The sequence below is a fragment of the Achromobacter sp. JD-1 genome (genome assembly GCF_038594925.1).
In the GTDB taxonomy this organism is placed as follows: domain Bacteria; phylum Pseudomonadota; class Gammaproteobacteria; order Burkholderiales; family Burkholderiaceae_B; genus Achromobacter; species Achromobacter spanius_C.
Genome location: NZ_JBCGCS010000011.1, coordinates 11942 through 32647, shown reverse-complemented (window position 1 = coordinate 32647; position 20706 = coordinate 11942). Strand labels below are relative to the sequence as shown.

The following is a 20706-nucleotide window of genomic DNA, read 5'->3' as shown; positions in this document are numbered from 1 at the left end:
GCGGCCTGACTCCCAGGCCCGGGAGGCAAGCCGACATGAGCATCAGCGTCACGCAAGATGATCCCCGCTACAAGACCCTGAAAAAGGGCTTCAACCTGCGGTGGCCCGCTCAACCTGCTGATGCCGTCGCACGCATCGAACTCTGTGAAACGCCCGAGGATGCGGCCCGCGCCCTGACCCGCATCGTCGCCGACGGCAAGCGCCCCACGATACGCAGCGGGGGCCATTGCTACGAGGACTTCGTCTCGAACAATCCCGACGGCGTCATCCTGGACCTCAGCCTGCTGGACCGCGTGCCGCCCGCATCCGACGGGCTGCTGCGCATTGCGGCCGGTTCGCAAAACTGGAACGGCGACCAAGACCTGTACAAGCGCCATGGCGTGTCCTTGCCCGGCGGTTCATGCTATTCGGTGGGGGCGGGCGGCCACATCACAGGCGGCGGCTACGGCCTGCTGTCGCGCTTGCAAGGGCTGGCGTGCGACTGGCTGAGCGCGGTCGACATCCTGACGGTGGACGCGGGCGGCAACGTCGTGCCGCGCACCGTCAACGCCACGCGCGACCCTGACCTGTTCCGTGCCTGCCGCGGCGCGGGCGGCGGCAACTTCGGCGTGATCACCAGCTATGGTTTCGCCACGCTGCCACAGGCCCCGCGCGAAGTGGCCATCGCCACGGTCGCGTTCGACTGGGCCGGCATGACGCCCCGACGCTTCGCGCAATTGCTGGACATCTACGGCAGCTATTGGGAAACGCGGGGCAGGCAGTCCGATACCTGGGGCATGTTCTCTTTGCTGAAGCTTACGCATCAGGCGGCGGGGCAGATCGTGATGATCGTGCAGTTCTGCAACCCCGACGGCACCTGCCAAGACCTGACGGTGCTGCAAGACTTTCTGGACCGCTTTCTCGCCTGCGCGCCGGTGGCCGCGCGCCCCACCACGCCGGGCCTGCCGCGCCCGCGCATCGGCGGGGACCTGCTCTGCAGCGAACCTCACACCGTCATCCGCTACGACTGGCTGACGGCCACGCAAACGCTGAATGGTTCTGGGCCAAACCAGCGCGGCAAATACAAGTCCGCCTATATGAAACGCAACTTCAGCGCGCATGAAGCCGCCCGCATTTACGCGCATCTGACCCGCGACATGCCCGGCGCCGACCTGCGCCAGTCGCTCTTGCAAGTGGACTCCTATGGCGGCGCCATCAACCGCCCCGAACGCCTGCACGATACCGCCGTGCATCAGCGCGAATCGGTCATGAAGCTGCAATACCAAAGCTACTGGACCCACGCTGACCAGGACGCCATTCATTTGCGCTGGATGACGGACTTCTACCGTGACGTGTATGCCGACCCGGCGGAGCCGTCCGAACCCGATGTGGCGGGCACGCCGTATCCCGGGGACCGCTATCAAGGCTGCTACATCAACTACCCCGACCGCGACATGCTTGCGTATGCCATGTGGCCGCGGTTGTATTACGGCAAGGGCGAGCTTTATCCTTTCCTGCAACAGGTCAAGCGCCGCTACGATCCGAACAATGTCTTCCACCATGCGATGTCGGTGCGCCCGTGATGACGCCCGCTACGCCCAGCCGGAACCTGCCATGAATACCCTTGCCAGCGCGCCGCGCAGATCCTTTATCCAGCTTGCGGGCGGCTTGTCGGCCGCGAGCGCGGCGGGGCCGTGGTTGTCTGCGATGGGCGCCACGGCATCCCGTGGCGATGCCGCCGCCTTCGCCTATGTGGGCACCTACACGCACGATGCGCCGGGCGGCACGGCGGGCGGGCCGCCGTCGACGGGCATACAGGTGTTTGCGGTGCGCGAGGCGGGCTGGCGGCTGATCCAGGTCATGGAAAGCGACAACCCGTCCTACCTCGCCATGCATCCGACGCGGCGTTTTCTGTACGCCATCAACGAGATCGAACTCTGGCAAGGGCTGCCCCGGGGCACGGCGGAAGCCTACGCCATTGATCCCGATGATGGCCGCTTGCGCTTGCTGAACCGACAGCCGCTGTCCTTGTCCAGCACCGCGCCTGCCCACCTGGCGGTGTCGCCGGATGGCAAGCATCTGGTCACCGCGCAGTATCTGGGCGGCACCTACAACGTGCTGCCCATCCACCGCGATGGCTCGCTGGGCGCGGTGTCGGGCATTGTCAAGGAAACCGGCTCGGGCCCTCGCCCCGAACAGCAGTCCGCGCACCCGCACATGGTGTTGTTCGACCCCACCGGCCTGCGCGTGCTGGCGACTGATTTGGGCAGCGACCGCATCAATCTGTTCACGTTTGAAGACGGCGACTTGTCGCTTGCCGGACGCACCGAGCTGCCGCCAGGCAGCGGGCCGCGCCACCTGGCGCTGCATCCCGACGGCGCGTTGCTGTATGTGGTCAACGAGCTTGATGCCAGCGTGTCGTGCCATGGTTATGACGTCATCGCGGGCCGTGTGCTTGAACCGCGCCACACGGTGCCGGCCACGCCCTCGGGCTTTACCGGCACGGGCAACGCGGCGGCGCTGCTTATCCACCCGTCCGGCCGCTTTTTGTATGTCTCAACCCGCCGGGTGCAGAACGATCATCCGCAGGCCGACAGCATTGCCGTGTTCGACATCGGCGCGGATGGCGCGTTGACGCCCCTGCAGTTCTGGACCGAGGGGCTGCGTTTTCCGCGCGCGTTGACCCTGGCGCCGGATGGCGGAGCCTTGTACGCGCTGAACCAGAAGGGCGATTCGATACTGCGTCTTGGCATCGATGCCAAGACGGGCCGCCTGGGCAGCCCCCAGGTGGTGGCTCAGGCCCCCACGCCTGTGTGCCTGGTGTTCGCGTAGGGGGCCGAGGGCCCTGTTCATTTCGCTCATCGGGGAACCCCTCCGCCCGCTCGGCGTCGAACGGTTCATGAACGCCAACCCTGTATTGCGCTTCATCAAGCGCATCGTCGTACTTTCCTTGTTGGCCGCGCTGGCGGTCTGGGCCTGGCCGCGCCTGCCCGACGCGGTGCGCGCGCCCTGGCATATGGCGCGGCTTGCCTGGCAGCAAGCCCCGGCGTCATTGCCCGTGCCGGTACAGGGCGTGTCCGCCGCGCGCCTTGCCGACACCTGGGGCGCAGCCCGGTCGGGTGGCCGGCGCCACGAGGGCATCGACATCTTTGCGCCCCGTGGCACGCCCGTGCTGTCCACCACCGAAGGCGTCGTGATGCAGGTGGGCACCAACAACCTGGGCGGCCAGGTGGTGTGGGTGCTGGGCCCCGGCCGCCAACGGCATTACTACGCGCATCTGGACGGCTACGCCGACATTGAACGCGGGCAATTGGTGGCGCCGGGCGACGTGCTGGGTTATGTCGGCAATACGGGGAATGCCCAAGGAACGCCGCCGCATTTGCATTATGGAATTTATGACGGCGGGGCCATCAACCCGTATGCGCTGTTGGTGACGAAGAAAACGCCGTCCTGACGCTTTCCGCCAGTACTTGCGCGGTGGCCGCCGACAGGGTCCAGCCCAGGTGCCCATGCCCGGTGTTGTAGAACACGCCCGGGCGCTTGCCCGGCCCGACGCGCGGCAGCATGTTGGGCGTCATCGGGCGCAGGCCGCACCAGGGCACCACGCGCGATGTCATCACGTTGGGGAAATGCTGGCGGGTCCAGTCGATCAGGGGTTGCACGCGCTCGGCGCGGATGTCCAGGTTGAAGCCGTTGAACTCGGCCGTGCCTGCCACGCGGAAGCGGTCGCCCAGGCGGCTGGTGACGATCTTTGCCGCTTCGTCCAGCAAGCTGACGCGGGGCGCGGCGGCGCGGCTGTCGACGTCGTCCAGGTGCACGCTGATCGAATAACCCTTGACCGGGTAGATGTTCAGCGTGTCGCCCAGCAGCTTGGCGAATTGTCGGCTGGCGGATCCCGCGCACACCACGATGGCGTCGGCCTCGTGCGGTTCGCGTTCGGCGCCGCCGTTGCGCCGTACCTCCAGCCGGTATCCGCCGTTGTGCGGGCGAAGGGCGCCGATGTCGGCGTCTTGCACGAAGGCCACGCCACGGCGTTCGCACGCGCGGGCCAGGCCTCGGGTGAACTTGTGGATGTCGCCGGTGGCGTCCGACGGCGTGTAGAAGCCACCGTGGCACTGGCTTTGCAGGGTGGGTTCGATGGCGCGGGCTTCGTCGGCGGTGACCGCATAGCGGTCCAGCCCGCCGGCTTGCAATAGCGCGTTGGCGCGATGTGCCGCCTTGAAGCTGTCGGCATCGTGGTAGATGTGCAAGATGCCTCGGCGTTCCAGGTCGAAGTCAATGCCTTCGGCCTCGGCCATATCGAACAGGTGTTGCCGCGCCTGGATGGCCAGGCGCGTGGTGGCGATGGTGTTGTCGCGGTAGTTGGGAATTTGCCCCATGAACTGCGCCAGCCACGAATACTTGTGCCAACTGAACCGGGGGTTCAGCAACAGCGGCGCGTTTTTGCGCAGCATCCAGCGCAGCCCTTTGAGAATGGTCGCGGTGCTGTTCCAGACTTCGGCGTTGCTGGCGGACAATTGGCCACCGTTGGCGTAGGACGTTTCCATGGCGGGATAGCGCTGGCGGTCGTAGACGGTGACCTGGTATCCCAGTTTGCACAAGGCATAGGCGGACGTGACGCCGGTGATACCGGCGCCAATGATGGCGATGCGGGGCATGGTGGCTCCAGAGGGGGTGGCCGCACCCAATGTGGACGCGGCACCCCATCTGTCTTTGATACCTGAGAGCTTCACCCGGCCGGCTTTGCGGCGGGTTCCCCTTCGGTGGGCGCACACGGCGCCTCTCTCCAGATTGTCTAGACGCGCGCAGTCCTGTTGCCTGAGAGTTTCCGGGGCGGTTGCTCCGTCGGCGTTGGCCGCAAGGGCCAATCTCTTCTGCGCGGTTTTGAATCGACGGGGTAGAGAATAGCCAAGTTCCTGTCGTAATTGATTCAGGGTTAGTACTATGTCGCGTGCGCCGCGCACGTTGATGGGGCGGCGCAAACCGAGAGGACGATAGGAATGATGTTTCACGCCGCGCGACGCGCCGTCTTGCACGCCCTGGCCACCGTGGCCGGCTGCTCCCTGTTTTCGTTGATGGCCGTGTCCGGCGCGCAGGCGGGCTCGCCTCCTGCGAAGGCGGATCAATCCGCCACCTCCGGCCAGCCCGCGCGTGCCGAGCCGGTGCCTGCTGGCGCCGATATCGACGACGCCGTGCATGCGCTGATGCAGGAGTACGACGTGGCCGGCCTGGCCATCGCCGTCACCCGCGAAGGGCAGCATGAATTCCGCAACTATGGCGTGGCCTCGCTGCAAACGCACACCCCCGTCAGCCGCGACACATTGTTCGAGCTGGGCTCCATCAGCAAGACCTTTACCGCCACCTTGGCCACCTATGCTCAAGCACTGGGCAAGCTGTCGCTGTCCGACAGCCCGGCGCGCTTCGTGCCGGCCTTGCAGGGCACGGCATTCGGCAAACTGAACCTGATACACCTGGGCACGCACACGGGCGGCGGCTTTCCCCTGCAAGTGCCGGACGCGGTGACGGACGACGCACAATTGATGGCCTACCTGGCCGCTTGGACGCCGCGCTACGCGCCGGGCACTTACCGTACCTATGCCAACCCCAGCATCGGCATGCTGGGCGTGGTGGCGGCCAAGAGCCTGGGTGAGCCGTATGCACAAGCCATCGAGAAGACGCTGTTGCCCCGGCTGGGCTTGTCCAACACATACATCCACGTGCCGGCCGCCAAGATGGGTGACTACGCGCAGGGCTACAACAAACAGAACGCGCCCGTGCGCGTGAACCCGGGCGTGCTGGCCGACGAAGCGTACGGCGTGAAGACCAGCGCCAGCGACCTGATCCGCTTTGTGGATGCGAACATGGGCGTCGCGTCTGCCCCGCGCGAATTCAGCGCGAAGGCCGCGCGCGAAGCGAAGATTGCCAAGGACGTCGTTGGTGATGCCGTGATTGCCAAGGCGCTGGCGGACACGCACGTGGCTTACTACGACGTGGGCGCGATGACGCAGGACCTGGCGTGGGAACAACTGGCGTACCCCGTCACGCTGGACGCGCTGTTGGCCGCCAACGCGGGCACGATGAACAGCCAGAGCCAGCCGGCCAAGGCCTTGACGCCGCCGCAGTCGCCGCGCGCCGATGTGTGGATCAACAAGACCGGTTCCACCAACGGCTTCGGCGCCTACGTGGCGTTCGTGCCTGCCAGGAAGGTCGGCGTGGTGATCCTGGCCAATCGAAATATTCCGAACGAGGCGCGCGTGCGCCTGGCGTATCGCATTCTTGAGGCGGACGCGCGCTGAGTTGAAGCGGACGCGCACTAAGGGGGGGGCTGGCGCGCGCCACCCGCGCGCGGCAATAGCCCCATCACTTCCAGCCGCTTGCACAGCTGCCCCAGGCGCTCCATCTTGTAGGCGTCCACGTCCACGCCGGCATAGTCGTAAAAGCCTTTGCCATCGCGCAGCCCGTTGCGGCCTTGTTCCATGTTGCGGGCGATGACATCCGGCGACGCGAAGCGTGGGCCGATCTCGCCTTCAAGGTAGCGCGACGCGTAGTACAGGATGTCGCCGCCGCCCCAGTCGATGAATTCCAGCAAGCCCAGCACCGAAAAGCGCAATCCAAATCCCAGGCGCACGGCCGTGTCGATGTCCTCGGCGCTGGCCACGCCTTCCTCGACCATGCGGGCGGCTTCGTTCATCGCCAGCGCCTGGATGCGCGGCACGATGTAGCCCGCCGAGGGCGCGCACTGCACGGGCACCTTTCCGGCCTGGCGCAGCACGTTCAGCAAGGCTTGCACGGCGGCATCATCCGTACGCGGTCCACGGCTGACTTCAACCAGCGGAATCAGATAGGCCGGGTTGAGCCAATGCGCGTTCAGAAAGCGCTCGGGGCCGTGCACCAGTTCCGCCAGCTCGGTCACCAGAAACGTGGAAGTGGTTGACGCAATGATGGCGTCCTTCGCGCAGACCTGCCCCAACCAGGCGAAGGCGTCGCGCTTGGCGTCCAGGCGTTCGGGCACGGCTTCGAAGACGACGCGCGCGTGTTGAAGATCGGCAATGGCGTCGTCGCGCCCGCACAGGCGCACGCGCTGCATGGCGGTGTCGGCCTGCTCGGCATCCAGCAAACCCAGGCGGCTTAGCGTGCCCAGTTCGCGCCGCAGGTTGGCCAGCACGCGCGCGTGGTGCTCGGCTTGTTCGGCGGGCGTTCTGGGCTTGATGTCGATAAGCGTCACGTCGCGGCCGGCATGCACGTACGACAAGGTGATGCCTTCGCCCATGCGGCCGGCGCCGATCACGCAGATTCTGTCTTCCATGATCAGCACCCCTGTTCCAGCAATTCCGCCATGCCGGCACGCGACAAGCGGTCCAGCCCCAGGCGTTCCAGTGTGCGGCCTTCGGCGTAAAGATCGCGGCCGGTAATGGCGCTGGCGATATTCAGCAGGCCCTGCGCGACCGGCGTCGGTACACCTGCCCAGCGGCCGGTGGACACCAGGAACGACAGCCCCAGCCGCGTGTCTTCCAGCATGTAGCGGTGCGTGTGCAGGTCGATGGTTTCGCGCCAGTCGCCGCTGTCGGTCAGCTTGCCGTGCGCGCCGCGTCCGTACATCCATTCGTCGCCTTGGCTGGCGTAGTGATCGGCCAGCGGAAAGTGGGGCGCCCCGTAGCCCAGCGCCTCGCGGATGGCCACGCGTTCGGCGTCCAGCGTGTCGGTCACGCGGCGGATGGCGGGCTGCGTGCCTTCGTTATGGATGTCCCACTTGTCGAAGTGTTCCAAGGGGCCAGCATTCATCAGGATGAGCGGCGGGTGGATGATGGGGCCGGCGTTCATCAGCGCGCCCGCCAGTCCGTCTTCGATGGGTTCGATGCTGGGGTAAACCTGGCCCAGCAGCGCCAGCGCGTTGTCCGACAGGCGGCTGGGAAACACGCCCGTGGGCAGGCGCGTGGCGTACCCGCTGATCACCACCGTGTTGCCGTGTTTGCGCGCCAGGTAGGGCAGGGTGCCGGTTTCCGCATACGCGACGCGGGCGGGGTTGCCGGCGTCTTTCTGCGCGCGCGCAAAAAGGTAGCTGCCGAAGGTGCCGGGCGGCAGGAACACCACCTGGCCGTCTTGCAGCAGCGGCGCCAAGGCGGCGGCGAGCGCGTCGTGGGTGGTGCAGGGCAGGGGGATGACCAGCACCTGCGCGTCGGCCACGGCGTCAGGCAAGGCGTCGACCAGCGCCAGATGGCCCGGCCCCGAGCCCAAGGGAACCTGGCGCGTGCCGCGATAGTCGGTAACCGTCAACGCGCCGGCATCGCGCAAGCCCTGGAAGGCGGCGCCGTCGCGGCGCCACCAGCGCACCTCGTGTCCTTTTTCGGCCAGTTCGGCGGCTGCCGCGTAACAGCCGTGTCCGCCGCCTATGACGCTGATTCGCATGATCAAGCTCCTTCGATGAAGGCTTGATCCTAGCGGTGGCGCGGAGCGCGGGCTGCGCCAAACGCGCAAGCGCCGTTCAGATCCGGCAAGGAAATGCGGCGCGCGGCTAACAGCGAAAAAGGATGACCGTAGGATGGGTGAAGCGCGAGAATCCTTAAAAAAGAACAATGCTGCGCAACGCGCGCAACCCATCATGCAGCGATGGAATTCTTAACCCCCTCAGCCACAGCACCACCTCCGCGCGATGGATTACGCGCGATCCCCATTTCCATTTTTTTGGATGGCGTCTCGCGCTTCACCCATCCTACGATTTTGGCGCAAGGTGTCTGATGGAAGACATCCGTAGCGCTTGCGGTAGTGCGTGGCGAAATGGCCGAAGCTGGTTACGCCGTGGCGTAGCAGGATGTCGGTCACGCTGTCGCCCGCGCGGGCCTGTTCCAGCGCGGCATGCACCAGCGTCAGGCGCTGGTGGCGCACGTAGTCGCTGGGGCTTTGCTTGAGAAACTGCGTGAAGCCGTTTTGCAGCGTGCGTACGGATACGCCACAGTGCGCCGCCAGGTCAGCCAATGAAATCGCTTCATCGACGTGCGTTTCGATGTAGTCGCGCGCGCGGCGTACGTGCTGCGGCAAGGGCTGGCGGTGGTCGGTGCGCAGCGCGTCGGAATAGTTGTGCGGCAACTGCGTCAGCAACAAGGCAAGCAGGTAGTCGGAAAAGCCCGCCGCCAGCGTCTGCGTCACGCCATCAATGGCGGGGTGCTGGTACAGCCGGCAAAGATAGTCCAGCGTTTCGCGCACGGCGGCCAGGCCGGGGGAATCGGGGCCGACTTCCAGGTCGAAGACCAGCGCGTGCTTGATGGGCCGGTCCAGCAGGCGTTGCAACTGATGTTCAAGCGCTTGGCGTTCCACGCGCAGGATCAGGTTGCGGCAGTCGCGGCCGATGCTGATGATGCTGGGCTCGGACGGTGACGAAATCGTCAGGCTGCCCGCCTGCATGGCCGCGCTGCGCTTGCCCAGCGTGACCAGGCCCGAGCCTTGCAGCGTGATGCGGATGAGGTAATAACTGGCGATGTCGCCCGCATCGATCTCGACTTCGGCGCCGTAGTGCAGATCAAACAGCGCGGCGTTGCCGAAGAACACGCCGTACAGCCGCGATTGCAAGGGTTTTCCCTGGGCGACGCACATGCGGTGCGACCACAGGTGTTGGCTGACCTGATCCTTGACCTCGGCGGCGTTGCCCGAGTTCAGCAAGCAATGTCGGTTCAGCGGATAGGTGTCGTTGAACATGCTTTCCTGCGCGGTGGGAACAGCCGTTGCGCGCGGCGTATAGAGTCCGGCGGCGCAAAGGCCTACAAACGATGGACAGAACAAGGACAAGACAAGGGAAAAAACATGACCGACGCCACCCTGCCGCCACTGGCCAAAAGACGCTACGCCTACGAGTGGTACGTCGTGGTGATATGCATGCTAGCGTACATATTTTCCTTCGTCGACCGGCAGATCCTGGCGCTGATGATCGAACCCATCAAGCGCGATCTGCAACTGTCAGACACGCAGTTCAGCCTGCTGCACGGCCTGGCGTTTTCCTTGTTCTACGCCGTCATGGGCATCCCCATCGCCTTGCTGGCCGACCGCTATTCGCGCCCCAAGATCATCGCGATCGGCGTGGCGTTCTGGAGCCTGGCGACGGCCGCCTGTGGCCTGTCGCGCAGTTTTGCCCACATGTTCCTGGCGCGCATCGGCGTGGGCGTGGGCGAGGCCGCCTTGTCGCCCGCCACCTATTCCATGCTTAGCGACATGTTCCCGCGCGACAAGCTCGGCCGCGCGGTGGGTGTCTATTCGATAGGCTCGTTCATCGGCGGCGGCATGGCTTTCCTGATCGGCGGCTATGTCATCAACCTGCTGAAAAGCGTAGACACCGTGGTGGTGCCCTGGGTGGGCGCGATGCGGCCCTGGCAGGTCACGTTTTTTATCGTGGGCTTGCCCGGCTTGCTGGTGGCGCTGCTGATTGTGTTGACCGTGCGCGATCCGCAGCGCCTGGGCCTGCGCCGCGCCGCCGACGGCCAGGCGCAAAAGCCCAGCATCCGCGACACCTTCCGCTTTCTGGGCCGGCACCGGCGCACGTTCTTCTGCCACTACCTGGGCTTTTCTTTCTACGCCATGGTGCTGTTCGCACTGCTGAGCTGGACGCCCGCGTTCTACATGCGCCGCTTCGGCATGTCGCCCGTGGAAGCCGGCTACATGCTGGGTGTGGTGGTGCTGGTGGCCAACACGGCCGGCGTCTTCTGCGGTGGCTGGTTGATGGACGGGCTGGCCAAGCGCGGCTATCGCGACGCGCCGTTGCGCGCGGGCGTGATCGGCGCGGTGGGCATGGCGCTGCCGGCGGTGGCGTTCACGCAGGTGGACAGCTTGTGGCTGTCGGTGGGCTTGCTGCTGCCCGCCATGTTCTTCGCCTCGTTTCCGATGCCGACGTCTACCGCCGCGATGCAGATCCTGCCGCCCAACCAGATTCGCGCGCAGGTTTCGGCGCTGTTCCTGCTGATCTCAAATTTGATCGGTCTAGGCGTGGGCACCACGGCTGTCGCCTTGCTGACCGACCGGCTGTTCGGCAACCCCGGCGCGGTAGGGCAATCGCTGTCGCTGCTGATCGCCGGGGCCACCGTGCTGTGCGTGCTGCTGCTGGCGGTGGGCTGCGCCAGCTACCGGCAGAGCCTCACGCAAGAACACGGCCAGGGCTACGTCTTGTAAATGGGCTTGGCAGGGCGCTGGTACACAGAGCAGAATCGGGCGAGTCCGAACCAGAACCCGTGCCGCGAGCTTGCGCGGCTGCTTGTTGAACAGGAGTCCCCATGAGCCTTGCCCCCGCTACCGAAACGCTGGCCGACCTGCGCGTGGATGGCGCGCGCCTATGGCAGTCATTGATGGATCTGGCGCAGATTGGCGGTACGGAAAAAGGCGGCGTGTGCCGCCTGGCCCTGACCGACCTGGACCGCCAGGGACGCGACCTGTTCGTGCGTTGGGTACAAGAGGCCGGCTGTGATGTCCGCGTGGACGCCATCGGCAATATCTTCGCGCGCCGCCCGGGCCGCAACAACGACTTGCCCGCCGTCATGACGGGCAGCCACATCGACACCCAGCCCACGGGCGGCAAGTTCGATGGCAACTACGGCGTGCTGGCCGGGCTGGAGGTGCTGCGCACGCTGAATGACCATGGCGTGCAGACCGAGGCGCCGCTGGAACTGGCTGTCTGGACCAATGAAGAGGGCTCGCGCTTTGTGCCGGTGATGATGGGCTCGGGCGTGTATGCCGGGGCCTTTACCTTGCAGCATGCGCTGGCGCAGCAGGACCGCGAGGGCGTGAGCGTCAGCCAGGCCCTGGAGGCCATCGGCTATGCGGGCCAGGTTGCCGTGCCGCCAGCGCGGCAGGACGGCGTCCCTGCCTATGACGTAGGCGCCTACTTCGAGGCGCACATTGAGCAAGGCCCCGTGCTGGAAGCCGCCGACACGGTCATCGGCGTGGTCACCGCCGCCTTGGGCCAGCGCTGGTACGACGTGGTGCTGACGGGCGTCGAGGCGCATGCTGGCCCCACGCCCATGCCGCTGCGCCGCGATGCCTTGCTGGCGGCGTCCGAGCTGGTGCTGGCGGTGAACCAGATTGCCCTGGCGCACGCGCCGGATGCGCGTGCCACGGTGGGCTGGATGGATGTGTTCCCCAATTCGCGCAATGTGATTCCCGGCCGCGTGCGCCTGACCGTGGACCTGCGCGCGGCCGACGACGCCACGCTCTCGGCCATGGACGCGGCCTTGCGCGCGGCGGTGGATGCGGCGGCCGACAGCCGTGGCGTCACGGCGCAGATCGAGCAGGTGGTGTACTTTGCGCCGCAACCGTTCGCGCCTGCCTTGGTGCAGTCGGTGCGCGAAGGCGCGCGCGACCTGGGCTTGTCGGCGATGAACGTGGTCAGCGGGGCGGGGCACGATGCCGTCTACGTGGCCCGTGTGGCGCCCGCGGCCATGATCTTCGTGCCCTGCAAGGACGGCATCAGCCACAACGAAATCGAAGACGCGCGCCCCGACCATCTGGAGGCAGGATGCAACGTCCTGCTGCGCGCCATGCTGGCGCAAGCGGGCGTTGCCAACTGATGTGTTGACGCGCAGGTGCGCGGACGTGTGCATGCTGCACCAAGGCGGCGCACGGGGAGCGCACTTCGCGCCGCCGTGGTGCCTGTCGCCCGTCTGGCTCCTACCCGTCACCCACCCCAGCACCTGCTGGTAATCCCTTTGCATTGACTCCCCGCACGCGCTCGGACACGTTCGCGCGGCGGGGGCGTCCGACGCTGCGCCCGGCACCCCCGCGCCCGCCTCGGGACTATCCCTGACTCTGCTTCCCGGTTCCAAAAATGGCACGGATATTGCTTATACAAAATCTGTGTACCAACCCTGTTCACGCGCGCCTCACCCTCGCGGGGAAGGCATCTTGCAAGACATTGGAGAACCACATGCAGACACGGAGTTTCCGCCTCAAGTCCTATGCCGCCGCGCTTGCGCTGACGGCCGCCGGCGTTGCAGTGATCGCCCCTGGCGCGGCGCAAGCCGAAAAGGTGTTGCGCATCGGCATGACCGCCGGCGACATCCCCCGCACGCTGGGCCAGCCCGACCAAGGCTTTGAGGGAAACCGCTTCACCGGCATTCCGATGTACGACGGCCTGACGCAATGGGACCTGTCCAAGAAGGACGGCCCCAGCGTGCTGATCCCTGACCTTGCCCTGTCGTGGGACGTGGACGCGGCGGACAAGACCAAGTGGGTGTTCAAGCTGCGCCCCGGCGTGAAGTTCCACGATGGGTCCGACTTTAATGCCGACGCCGTGGTCTGGAACGTGGGCAAGGTCTTGGACAAGAGCGCGCCGCAGTTTGACGCCAGCCAGGTTGGCGTGACGGCCTCGCGCATGCCGACCCTTAGGTCCGCGAAAAAGATCGACGACCTGACGGTGGAACTGACCACGTCCGAGCCGGACTCCTTTCTGCCGATCAACCTGACCAATCTGTACATGGCGTCGCCCGCGCAGTGGAAGAAGAAGCTGGCCGAGGTGCCGGCGTCCGTCACGGATCCGGCCGAGCGTTCGCAAAAAGCCTGGGCCGCTTTTGCCGCCGATGCCTCGGGAACCGGCCCCTTCAAGATGGACAAGTTCGTGCCGCGCGAACGGCTGGAAGTGGTGAAGTACGACCAGTACTGGGACGAAAAGCGCCGCCCGAAGATCGACCGCGTGGTGATGCTACCGCTGCCCGAAGCCAACTCGCGCACGGCCGCGTTGATGTCCGGCCAGGTGGATTGGATTGAAGCGCCAGCGCCGGACGCCTTTGACGCCATCAAGAGCCGTGGCTTCATCATCTATTCCAATGAACAGCCGCACGTGTGGCCGTGGCAGTTGTCGTTCAAGGAAGGCTCGCCGTGGCTCGATGCGCGGGTGCGCAAGGCCGCCAACCTGTGCGTGAACCGGGGCGAGCTCAAGCAGTTGCTGGGCGGCATGATGGGCGAGCCCAAGGGCACGGTGCCGCCTGGCCATCCGTGGTGGGGCAACCCCAAGTTCGACATCAAGTACGACCCGGACGCCGCGCGCAAGCTGATGACCGAAGCGGGTTATTCCCAGGCCAAGCCCATCAAGGTGAAGGTGCAGACCTCGGCATCGGGCTCCGGCCAGATGCAACCCCTGCCCATGAACGAGTTCGTGCAGCAGAACCTGAAGGACTGCTACTTCGACGTGAGCTTTGACGTGGTGGAGTGGAACACGCTGTTCACCAACTGGCGCAAGGGCGCCAAGGACCCGTCGGCCAACGGCAGCGACGCCATCAACGTCAGCTTCGCGGCCATGGACCCGTTCTTCGCCATCGTGCGCTTTGCCAGCACCAAGACCTTTCCGCCGGCCTCCAACAACTGGGGCTATTTCGGCAACGCCGAAATCGACGGCTTGATCAAGGACGCGCGCACCACCTTCACCCCCGCCGAACGCGACGCCGCCCTGGCCAAGCTGCATGCGCGCGTGGTGGAAGAGGCGCCGTTTGTCTGGATTGCGCATGACGTCGGCCCGCGCGCGATTTCGCCGAAGGTCAAGGGCGTGGTGCAGCCCAAGAGCTGGTTCATCGATATCGCCACCATGTCGATGGATTGATCCTGAACGCGCCGAAGGCCGCGCCATGCGGCCTTCGGCGCCCTAGCCGGTGACGCCTATGCTGTCTTACATCCTGCGGCGCATCGTGTACGCCTTGCCCATCATGGTGGGGGTCGCGCTGCTCTGTTTTCTGCTGATTCACCTGGCGCCCGGCGATCCGCTGGTGTCCATTCTTCCTCCCGATGCGTCCGCCGACCTGCAACGGCAGTTGATGCAGCTCTACGGCTTTGACCGCCCCTTGATCGAGCAATTCGCCGGCTGGCTGTGGCGCGCGCTGCATGGGGACCTGGGTACGTCCATCGCCACCGGCCGCCCCGTGTCGGCCGAGGTCTTCAAGGCGGTGGGCAACACCTTGCGGCTGGCCTGTCTGGCCACGCTGCTGGGCTTTGTCGTGGGCGCGTTCCTGGGCTTTGTCGGCGGGTACTTCCGCAATTCGCCGCTGGACCGCATTGCGTCCTTCGTGTCGGTCTTCGGCGTCAGCGTGCCGCATTACTGGCTGGGCATGGTGCTGGTCATCATCTTTTCAACGCAGCTGATGTGGCTGCCGCCCACGGGGGCGGGGCCGGGCGGGTCGGGCGAATGGGCGGCGGACTGGGCGCACATCCGCCACATGATCCTGCCCGCCGTGACGATGTCGGTGATACCGATGGGCATCATCGCGCGCACCGTGCGCGCGCTGGTGGCCGAGACGCTGTCGCAGGAATTCGTGGTGGGTCTGCGCGCGCGCGGCCTGACCGACCTGGGCGTATTCCTGCACGTCGTCAAGAACTGCGCGCCCACCGCCTTGGCGGTGATGGGCCTGCAACTGGGCTATCTGCTGGGCGGCTCCATCCTGATCGAAACGGTGTTCTCGTGGCCGGGCACGGGCTTCCTGCTCAACGCCGCCATCTTCCAGCGCGACCTGCCGCTGTTGCAGGGCACGATCCTGGTGCTGGCCTTGTTCTTCGTGGTCTTGAACCTGGCCGTGGACATCCTGCAAGGCCTGTTCGACCCACGCATCGAAAGGAGCTGACATGAGCGATTCCGTTGCCAGCCTGACCGCCACGGCGGTCGTGGCGCCCGTGGCGCGATCGCCGGGCTATTGGTCGAACGTGCTGCGCCGCTTGCGCCGCGACCCCGTGGCGCTGGCCGCCGGCGGCGTCATCCTGGCGCTGATCCTCATCGCCATCCTGGCGCCATGGATCACGCCGGCGGACCCGTTCCATGCGTCCATGCTCAAGCGCCTGCGGCCCATCGGTACCGAAGGCTATCCGCTGGGGGCCGACGAGCTGGGCCGCGACATGTTGTCGCGCTTGATGCTGGGCGCGCGCCTGTCGCTGTTCATGGGCATCGTGCCGGTGATTGCGGCGTTCGTGGTGGGCAGCGCCATCGGCATCCTGGCGGGCTACGCGGGCGGCTGGACCAGCACGCTGATCATGCGGGTGGTGGACGTGTTCTATGCGTTTCCGTCGGTGCTGCTGGCCATTGCGCTGTCGGGCACCTTGGGCGCGGGCATCTTCAACGCGCTGCTGTCGCTCACCATCGTCTTCATTCCGCAGATCGTGCGCGTGGCCGAAAGCGTCACCACGCAGGTGCGGCGCAGCGACTACGTGGACGCGGCGCGGGCCTCGGGCGCATCGCCGCTGACCATCGTGCGCGCGCATGTGCTGTCGAACGTGCTGGGTCCCATCTTCGTGCATTCCACCAGCCTGATCTCGGTGTCCATGATCCTGGCCTCGGGCCTGTCGTTCCTGGGGCTGGGCGTGCGCCCGCCCGAGCCGGAATGGGGCTTGATGCTGAACACCTTGCGCACCGCCATCTACACCCAACCTTGGGTGGCGGCACTGCCGGGCGTGATGATTTTCATCACGTCGATGTCCTTCAACCTGCTGTCCGACGGACTGCGCTCGGCCATGGATGTCAAGGAATGAATGCGGTCAACGATGCAGTGCGCTTGGCTCATGAAGACGTGGGCGGCCCGGCCCAGCCCTTGTTGAGCGTGCGCGGCCTGGTCAAGCACTTCCCGCTGAAGCGCGATCCGCTCTCGCGTGGCCGGGGCGGCAACGCGGTACGCGCGGTGGACGGCGTGGACTTCGACGTGAAGAAGGGCGAGACGCTGGGCGTGGTGGGGGAATCGGGTTGCGGCAAGTCCACCACCGCGCGGCTGGTGATGCAACTGATCAAACAGGACCGGGGCGAGTTGGTGTTCGATGGCATGGCGGTAGGCTCGCGCGCGCTGGCGCTGCGCGAATTTCGCCGCCAGACACAGATGGTGTTCCAGGACAGTTATTCGTCGCTGAACCCCCGCATGACGATCGAAGATTCCGTGGCCTTCGGCCCGCTGGTGCACGGCAGCCCCAAGCGCGACGCCATCTCGGTGGCGCGTGGGCTGCTGGGCCGCGTGGGCCTGGAGGCGCAGCGCTTTGCCGGCCGTTACCCGCATGAATTGTCGGGCGGTCAGCGCCAACGCGTGAACATCGCGCGCGCGCTGGCCTTGCATCCGCGCCTGGTGATTCTGGACGAAGCGGTGTCCGCCCTGGACAAGTCGGTGGAAGCGCAGGTGCTGAACCTGCTGCTGGACCTGAAAGACGATTTCGGGCTGACCTATATGTTCATCAGCCACGACTTGAACGTGGTGCGCTACATCTCGGACCGCGTCATGGTGATGTACCTGGGCGAGGTCGTGGAGCTGGGGCCGGTGGATCAGGTGTTCGACGCGCCGCGCCATCCCTACACGCAAGCGCTGCTGCGGTCCATGCCGTCGATGGAACCTGGGCAGCGCACGGAATCGGCGCCCTTGTCTGGCGACCCGCCCAACCCCATCGACCCGCCTTCGGGGTGCCGCTTCCACACCCGCTGCGCGTTTGCGCGCGCGGCCTGTGCGGCCGAAGCGCCAGCCGTGACGCAGCAGGGCGGCCATGCCGTGCGCTGCCTGATCCATCAACCTGATTCGGGCTATGCCGCTTCTGGAGCGCTGACATGACCGCGCCGACCTCCCCCTTGGTCCGCATCCGCAACCTGGAAGTCGCCTTTCAGGCGGGCGCCAAGACCGTGCATGCCTTGAATGGCGTGAACCTGGACGTGGGGCGCGGAGAAGCCGTGGCGCTGATCGGCGAATCTGGTTCCGGCAAGAGCGTGACCCTGCGCGCCCTGATGCGGCTGCACCCGCCGCGCCGCACGCGCATCAGCGGCGAAATGAGCGTGGATGGCCGCGACGTGCTGGCAATGAACGCCCGCGAGCTTGCCGCCCTGCGCGGCCCGGTGGTGTCGATGGTGTTCCAGGAGCCGTTGCTGGCGCTGGACCCCGTCTACACCGTGGGCCGTCAGATTGAAGAAATGGTGCGCCGGCACACCGGCAAGAGCGCCGCCGAGGCGCGTGCGCGCGCCTTGTCGCTGTTCGAGCGCGTGCGTATTCCCAGCCCCGAGCGGCGGCTGCAAGCCTATCCGCATGAAATGTCCGGCGGCATGCGCCAGCGCGCCATGATCGCGCTGGCCCTGTCGTGCAACCCCAAGGTGCTGCTGGCGGATGAGCCCACCACCGCCCTGGACGCCACGGTGCAGATTCAGATTCTGCTGTTGCTGCGCGAGCTGCAACGCGAACTGGGCTTGTCCATCGTGTTTGTGACCCATGACATCGGTGCGGCCGCGGAAATTGCCGACCGGGTGGCGGTGATGTATGGCGGGCGCATCGTGGAGCAGGGCAGCGTGGCGGACCTGCTGCGCGCACCGCGTCATCCCTACACGCTGGCTTTGCTGAAGGGCCGCGCGCATGGCGCCATGCAGAAAGGTCAACGGCTGGAAACCATACCGGGGTCGCCGCCCGACCTGGCCGCCTTGCCGCCCGGATGCGCGTTCGCGCCGCGTTGCGGATTGGCCGAGCCGCGCTGCCAGGCGGCGGTGCCGGACATCGTGCCCGTGGCGTCGGGGCACGAGGTGAGGTGTATTCGGGTGAATTAACTGTTTCAACGCATCACGGGCCGGGGGGATCCGGTTGGCAGCCATTCGCCAGCCGTTTCTTTCTGGTCGATAATGCCCGCTTTACGCCCAAAGCCGGACCCCTCATGCCCTGCGTTACCCGTCGTCTGCCTGTTGCCCTGTTTGTCTGCCTGACGGCGATCCTGGCGGGATGTACCTCCCCCAAACCGGCCTACGAACGCGAAGACTTCACGCAGAACGACGTGTTCTCGCGCACCTTTCCCACTGCCAGCACCACGGCCTGCGACGCGGGCCGCCGCGCCTTGCTGAGCCAGGGCTACAACATCGATCGCTTTGACCCGGCGCGAGTGTCCGGCCACAAGAATTTCCAGGGCGAAGACGGCCAGCACACGCAGATCAATTTCAATATTGATTGCGCCTCGGACGGCAGCGCCAACCAGCGCGCCACGGTGTTCGCCAACGCGGTGCAAGACCGCTATTCCATCAAGCGCACCACCAGCTCGGCCAGCGTGGGCGTGAGCGTGCTGGGGCAGGTATCGATGCCGTTCGGTTCCAGCGACGATTCGCTGGTGAAGACGGCCAGCCAGACGGTGTCGCGGCCGAAGTTCTACGAAGGGTTTTTCCAGCTTTTGCAGCGTTTCCTGCCGGATGCCGAGGCCGCCGTGGCGCCGCATGTTGCGCCACGGGTTGCGCCCAAGCTTGTGCCCCAGGTGGCGCCACCAGCCGCTCCGTCCGGCCCGGCCAGCGCCGCTCAGCCCTCCATGCCCAGCACCACGTCCCCGCCGCCCGCCGCCTCCAAGCCTGCCGAGCCGCCGGCTGACCCCGTGGTGTCGCCGGACGCGCCAGCCGACACGCTGAACCCGGCCACCGCGAATGGTCCCTCCGGTTCGGCCACGCTCAACGAGAAAGCCGAATCGGCGTCCGACGCCGGCGCGGACAAGCCCGCGCCATGACGTATCAACTCTTGAAGATGGCCCATGTGGCGGCCGTGGTGACGTGGATTGTCGGCTCGCTGTTCGTGTCCTTGTTTCTGTTGTCGTCGCAGCCGCAAGACGGCGATGAAGCGCCCAAGGAACGCAAGATGCTTGGCGCGCTGCGGCGCTGGACGCTGTGGGTGACCACGCCGGCCATGCTCGTGTCGTGGCTGATTGGCCTGCATCTGGCCATGACCTTCGGCTGGTTCGCCATGAACTGGATCTGGATCAAGGTGGGCTGTGCGCTGGCGCTGTCGGCCTTGTTGGGCCTGCAAAGCGCGTCGTTGCGCCGGATGGTCAACGGCTCGCTCAAGCGTCCGCCGCTGGTGGACCTTTACGCGCCATTCACCGTGATCGCGTGCGCGGTCATCGTGACGCTGGTGGTGGTCAAGCCGTTCTGACGGACGGCGCGGGGCAGGGTGTCAAGGAAGTACCGCGAACAGGTTGGCCAACTGCTGCTTGCCCAGCCGTTCCTGTTCAAACGCCATCTTGTTGATCGCCACCATGTGTTGGTTAAAGCGCTTCAAGTCGCCGTCGCGTTCAAACATCAGCTCGTCATGGTCGGCGTACCAAAACTGGCGGTTGTCATCCAGCAGTGAAATCATCTGGCCGAACTCGTGCAGGATGCGCGTTTCCAGCAGCCAGACCTGGCCCAGGCTGTCGCTGCGGCGCGCCAGGGTTGCGGTCAGCGTGTTCATCATCTTCTGCTTTTCGGGTTCGCGTATGGCCAGCGACCGGATCAGTTCCGGCATGTCTTGCAGCACCCGGATGCTTTGGTCGCGGTACTTGGGCACCAGGCGCTCGGCCTGCTCAAGAATCATTCGGCTTTCCACCAGGCCGGTGTCCAGCGCCAGCCGGTGCGCGTCCAGCAACCGGGGCATGCCGATGTCTTTCAGCTCGGTCAGATAGGCCTTGTGCTGCGCCACCCGTTCACTGGCCACCGTCTTGACCGCCCGTTCCAGTTCGCCATAGAAACCCTTGGCCTTGGGGGTGGGGTCGATGGATGGCAGGGCGTCCGGCTCGCCCTCGGCGCCCGCCACCATCTGGCTGAGCGTATCCGCGACCTTGCGGATTTCAGCGGTGGCGACCTTTTCCTGAGCGCGTTCGCCCAGGTGGTCCCATGCCTGCGTGGCCGCGATGGCCGCCAGCACAATCAGCCCTGCACTTAACGCGACGCGCCCGCCACGGTGCGCGCGCAAGCGCTTCCATGGCGACAGCGTGTTTTCCTGGGAATTCATGGCGCACCAACAAATGGGGTCATCGGTCTTGACT

General features: G+C 66.0%; 18 protein-coding genes and 1 riboswitch. Of the genes, 13 read left to right on the top strand and 5 right to left on the bottom strand.

The genetic code is table 11. The features are described from left to right. Window positions 1-35 precede the first annotated feature (35 nt). From WBR68_RS17870 to WBR68_RS17860, 3 genes are all read left to right on the top strand, one after another. A complete protein-coding gene (locus tag WBR68_RS17870; RefSeq protein WP_230694886.1) occupies window positions 36-1562 on the top strand; it encodes an FAD-dependent oxidoreductase in 1527 nt (508 codons plus the stop codon). Between the two features lie 31 nt (window positions 1563-1593). Further along, entirely contained in the window at window positions 1594-2811 is a 1218-nt protein-coding gene (locus WBR68_RS17865) for a lactonase family protein (RefSeq protein WP_370641245.1), read from the top strand. A 67-nt stretch (window positions 2812-2878) separates the two neighbouring features. Then, window positions 2879-3433: a M23 family metallopeptidase gene (locus WBR68_RS17860; protein ID WP_230694885.1), complete on the top strand. Its 555-nt coding sequence runs from the start codon at window positions 2879-2881 to the stop codon at window positions 3431-3433. Here the strand turns inward: WBR68_RS17860 and WBR68_RS17855 are convergent. Continuing rightward, window positions 3390-4637 carry a D-amino acid dehydrogenase gene (locus WBR68_RS17855; RefSeq protein WP_230694884.1) on the bottom strand — a complete coding sequence of 416 codons (1248 nt, stop codon included), beginning with the start codon at window positions 4635-4637 and terminating at the stop codon, window positions 3390-3392. The two genes, WBR68_RS17860 and WBR68_RS17855, sit on opposite strands and share 44 nt — an antisense overlap. A 138-nt stretch (window positions 4638-4775) precedes the next feature. Beyond that, a riboswitch (glycine riboswitch) is annotated at window positions 4776-4866 on the bottom strand. 188 nt (window positions 4867-5054) lie between these two features. Here WBR68_RS17855 and ampC point away from each other — a divergent pair. Next, a complete protein-coding gene (gene ampC / locus WBR68_RS17850; RefSeq protein WP_370641250.1) occupies window positions 5055-6275 on the top strand; it encodes a class C beta-lactamase in 1221 nt (406 codons plus the stop codon). A 17-nt stretch (window positions 6276-6292) separates the two neighbouring features. On the opposite strand, the gene WBR68_RS17845 is transcribed toward ampC, so the two are convergent. The 3 genes from WBR68_RS17845 to WBR68_RS17835 form a co-directional block, all read right to left on the bottom strand. Continuing rightward, on the bottom strand, window positions 6293-7285 hold the full coding sequence (locus WBR68_RS17845) for a 3-hydroxybutyryl-CoA dehydrogenase (RefSeq protein WP_230694882.1): 993 nt from the start codon (window positions 7283-7285) through the stop codon (window positions 6293-6295). A gap of 2 nt (window positions 7286-7287) precedes the next feature. Then, on the bottom strand, window positions 7288-8385 hold the full coding sequence (locus tag WBR68_RS17840; RefSeq protein WP_230694881.1) for an NAD/NADP-dependent octopine/nopaline dehydrogenase family protein: 1098 nt from the start codon (window positions 8383-8385) through the stop codon (window positions 7288-7290). A gap of 249 nt (window positions 8386-8634) precedes the next feature. Then, window positions 8635-9669 (bottom strand): AraC-like ligand-binding domain-containing protein, encoded by a 1035-nt coding sequence (locus WBR68_RS17835; protein WP_050445059.1) that lies wholly within the window; start codon window positions 9667-9669, stop codon window positions 8635-8637. 105 nt (window positions 9670-9774) lie between these two features. On the opposite strand from WBR68_RS17835, the gene WBR68_RS17830 reads away from it, so the two are divergent. From WBR68_RS17830 to WBR68_RS17790, 9 genes are all read left to right on the top strand, one after another. Beyond that, entirely contained in the window at window positions 9775-11130 is a 1356-nt protein-coding gene (locus WBR68_RS17830) for a spinster family MFS transporter (RefSeq protein WP_230694880.1), read from the top strand. A 101-nt stretch (window positions 11131-11231) separates the two neighbouring features. Further along, entirely contained in the window at window positions 11232-12521 is a 1290-nt protein-coding gene (locus WBR68_RS17825) for a Zn-dependent hydrolase (RefSeq protein ID WP_127185081.1), read from the top strand. Window positions 12522-12877: 356 nt separating this feature from the next. Continuing rightward, the gene (locus WBR68_RS17820) at window positions 12878-14545 is read left to right on the top strand and encodes an ABC transporter substrate-binding protein (RefSeq protein ID WP_230694879.1); all 1668 of its coding nucleotides are present in this window, start codon (window positions 12878-12880) and stop codon (window positions 14543-14545) included. 58 nt (window positions 14546-14603) lie between these two features. Further along, on the top strand, window positions 14604-15557 hold the full coding sequence (locus WBR68_RS17815; RefSeq protein ID WP_050445063.1) for an ABC transporter permease: 954 nt from the start codon (window positions 14604-14606) through the stop codon (window positions 15555-15557). 1 nt (window position 15558) lies between these two features. Beyond that, entirely contained in the window at window positions 15559-16455 is an 897-nt protein-coding gene (locus WBR68_RS17810) for an ABC transporter permease (protein WP_230694878.1), read from the top strand. Beyond that, on the top strand, window positions 16452-17507 hold the full coding sequence (locus WBR68_RS17805; RefSeq protein WP_127185078.1) for an ABC transporter ATP-binding protein: 1056 nt from the start codon (window positions 16452-16454) through the stop codon (window positions 17505-17507). Before WBR68_RS17810 ends, WBR68_RS17805 begins: the two co-directional genes overlap by 4 nt. Then, window positions 17504-18481 (top strand): ABC transporter ATP-binding protein, encoded by a 978-nt coding sequence (locus WBR68_RS17800; RefSeq protein WP_127185077.1) that lies wholly within the window; start codon window positions 17504-17506, stop codon window positions 18479-18481. Before WBR68_RS17805 ends, WBR68_RS17800 begins: the two co-directional genes overlap by 4 nt. A 104-nt stretch (window positions 18482-18585) precedes the next feature. Beyond that, window positions 18586-19413, top strand: a complete 828-nt coding sequence (locus WBR68_RS17795) for a DUF2242 domain-containing protein (protein WP_230694877.1) — start codon at window positions 18586-18588, stop codon at window positions 19411-19413. Next, a complete protein-coding gene (locus tag WBR68_RS17790; RefSeq protein WP_050445067.1) occupies window positions 19410-19835 on the top strand; it encodes a CopD family protein in 426 nt (141 codons plus the stop codon). The genes WBR68_RS17795 and WBR68_RS17790 overlap by 4 nt, the downstream gene beginning before the upstream one ends. Before the next feature lie 21 nt (window positions 19836-19856). On the opposite strand, the gene WBR68_RS17785 is transcribed toward WBR68_RS17790, so the two are convergent. Further along, on the bottom strand, window positions 19857-20672 hold the full coding sequence (locus tag WBR68_RS17785) for a hypothetical protein (protein WP_127185076.1): 816 nt from the start codon (window positions 20670-20672) through the stop codon (window positions 19857-19859). Between the last annotated feature and the right edge of the window lie 34 nt (window positions 20673-20706).

Coding starts and splice junctions, on each gene's coding strand:
- WBR68_RS17870 (WP_230694886.1), top strand. CDS start 36: ATGAGCATCAGCGTCACGCAAGATGATCCCCGCTACAAGACCCTGAAA.
- WBR68_RS17865 (WP_370641245.1), top strand. CDS start 1,594: ATGAATACCCTTGCCAGCGCGCCGCGCAGATCCTTTATCCAGCTTGCG.
- WBR68_RS17860 (WP_230694885.1), top strand. CDS start 2,879: ATGAACGCCAACCCTGTATTGCGCTTCATCAAGCGCATCGTCGTACTT.
- WBR68_RS17855 (WP_230694884.1), bottom strand. CDS start 4,637: ATGCCCCGCATCGCCATCATTGGCGCCGGTATCACCGGCGTCACGTCC.
- ampC (WP_370641250.1), top strand. CDS start 5,055: ATGGCCGTGTCCGGCGCGCAGGCGGGCTCGCCTCCTGCGAAGGCGGAT.
- WBR68_RS17845 (WP_230694882.1), bottom strand. CDS start 7,285: ATGGAAGACAGAATCTGCGTGATCGGCGCCGGCCGCATGGGCGAAGGC.
- WBR68_RS17840 (WP_230694881.1), bottom strand. CDS start 8,385: ATGCGAATCAGCGTCATAGGCGGCGGACACGGCTGTTACGCGGCAGCC.
- WBR68_RS17835 (WP_050445059.1), bottom strand. CDS start 9,669: ATGTTCAACGACACCTATCCGCTGAACCGACATTGCTTGCTGAACTCG.
- WBR68_RS17830 (WP_230694880.1), top strand. CDS start 9,775: ATGACCGACGCCACCCTGCCGCCACTGGCCAAAAGACGCTACGCCTAC.
- WBR68_RS17825 (WP_127185081.1), top strand. CDS start 11,232: ATGAGCCTTGCCCCCGCTACCGAAACGCTGGCCGACCTGCGCGTGGAT.
- WBR68_RS17820 (WP_230694879.1), top strand. CDS start 12,878: ATGCAGACACGGAGTTTCCGCCTCAAGTCCTATGCCGCCGCGCTTGCG.
- WBR68_RS17815 (WP_050445063.1), top strand. CDS start 14,604: ATGCTGTCTTACATCCTGCGGCGCATCGTGTACGCCTTGCCCATCATG.
- WBR68_RS17810 (WP_230694878.1), top strand. CDS start 15,559: ATGAGCGATTCCGTTGCCAGCCTGACCGCCACGGCGGTCGTGGCGCCC.
- WBR68_RS17805 (WP_127185078.1), top strand. CDS start 16,452: ATGAATGCGGTCAACGATGCAGTGCGCTTGGCTCATGAAGACGTGGGC.
- WBR68_RS17800 (WP_127185077.1), top strand. CDS start 17,504: ATGACCGCGCCGACCTCCCCCTTGGTCCGCATCCGCAACCTGGAAGTC.
- WBR68_RS17795 (WP_230694877.1), top strand. CDS start 18,586: ATGCCCTGCGTTACCCGTCGTCTGCCTGTTGCCCTGTTTGTCTGCCTG.
- WBR68_RS17790 (WP_050445067.1), top strand. CDS start 19,410: ATGACGTATCAACTCTTGAAGATGGCCCATGTGGCGGCCGTGGTGACG.
- WBR68_RS17785 (WP_127185076.1), bottom strand. CDS start 20,672: ATGAATTCCCAGGAAAACACGCTGTCGCCATGGAAGCGCTTGCGCGCG.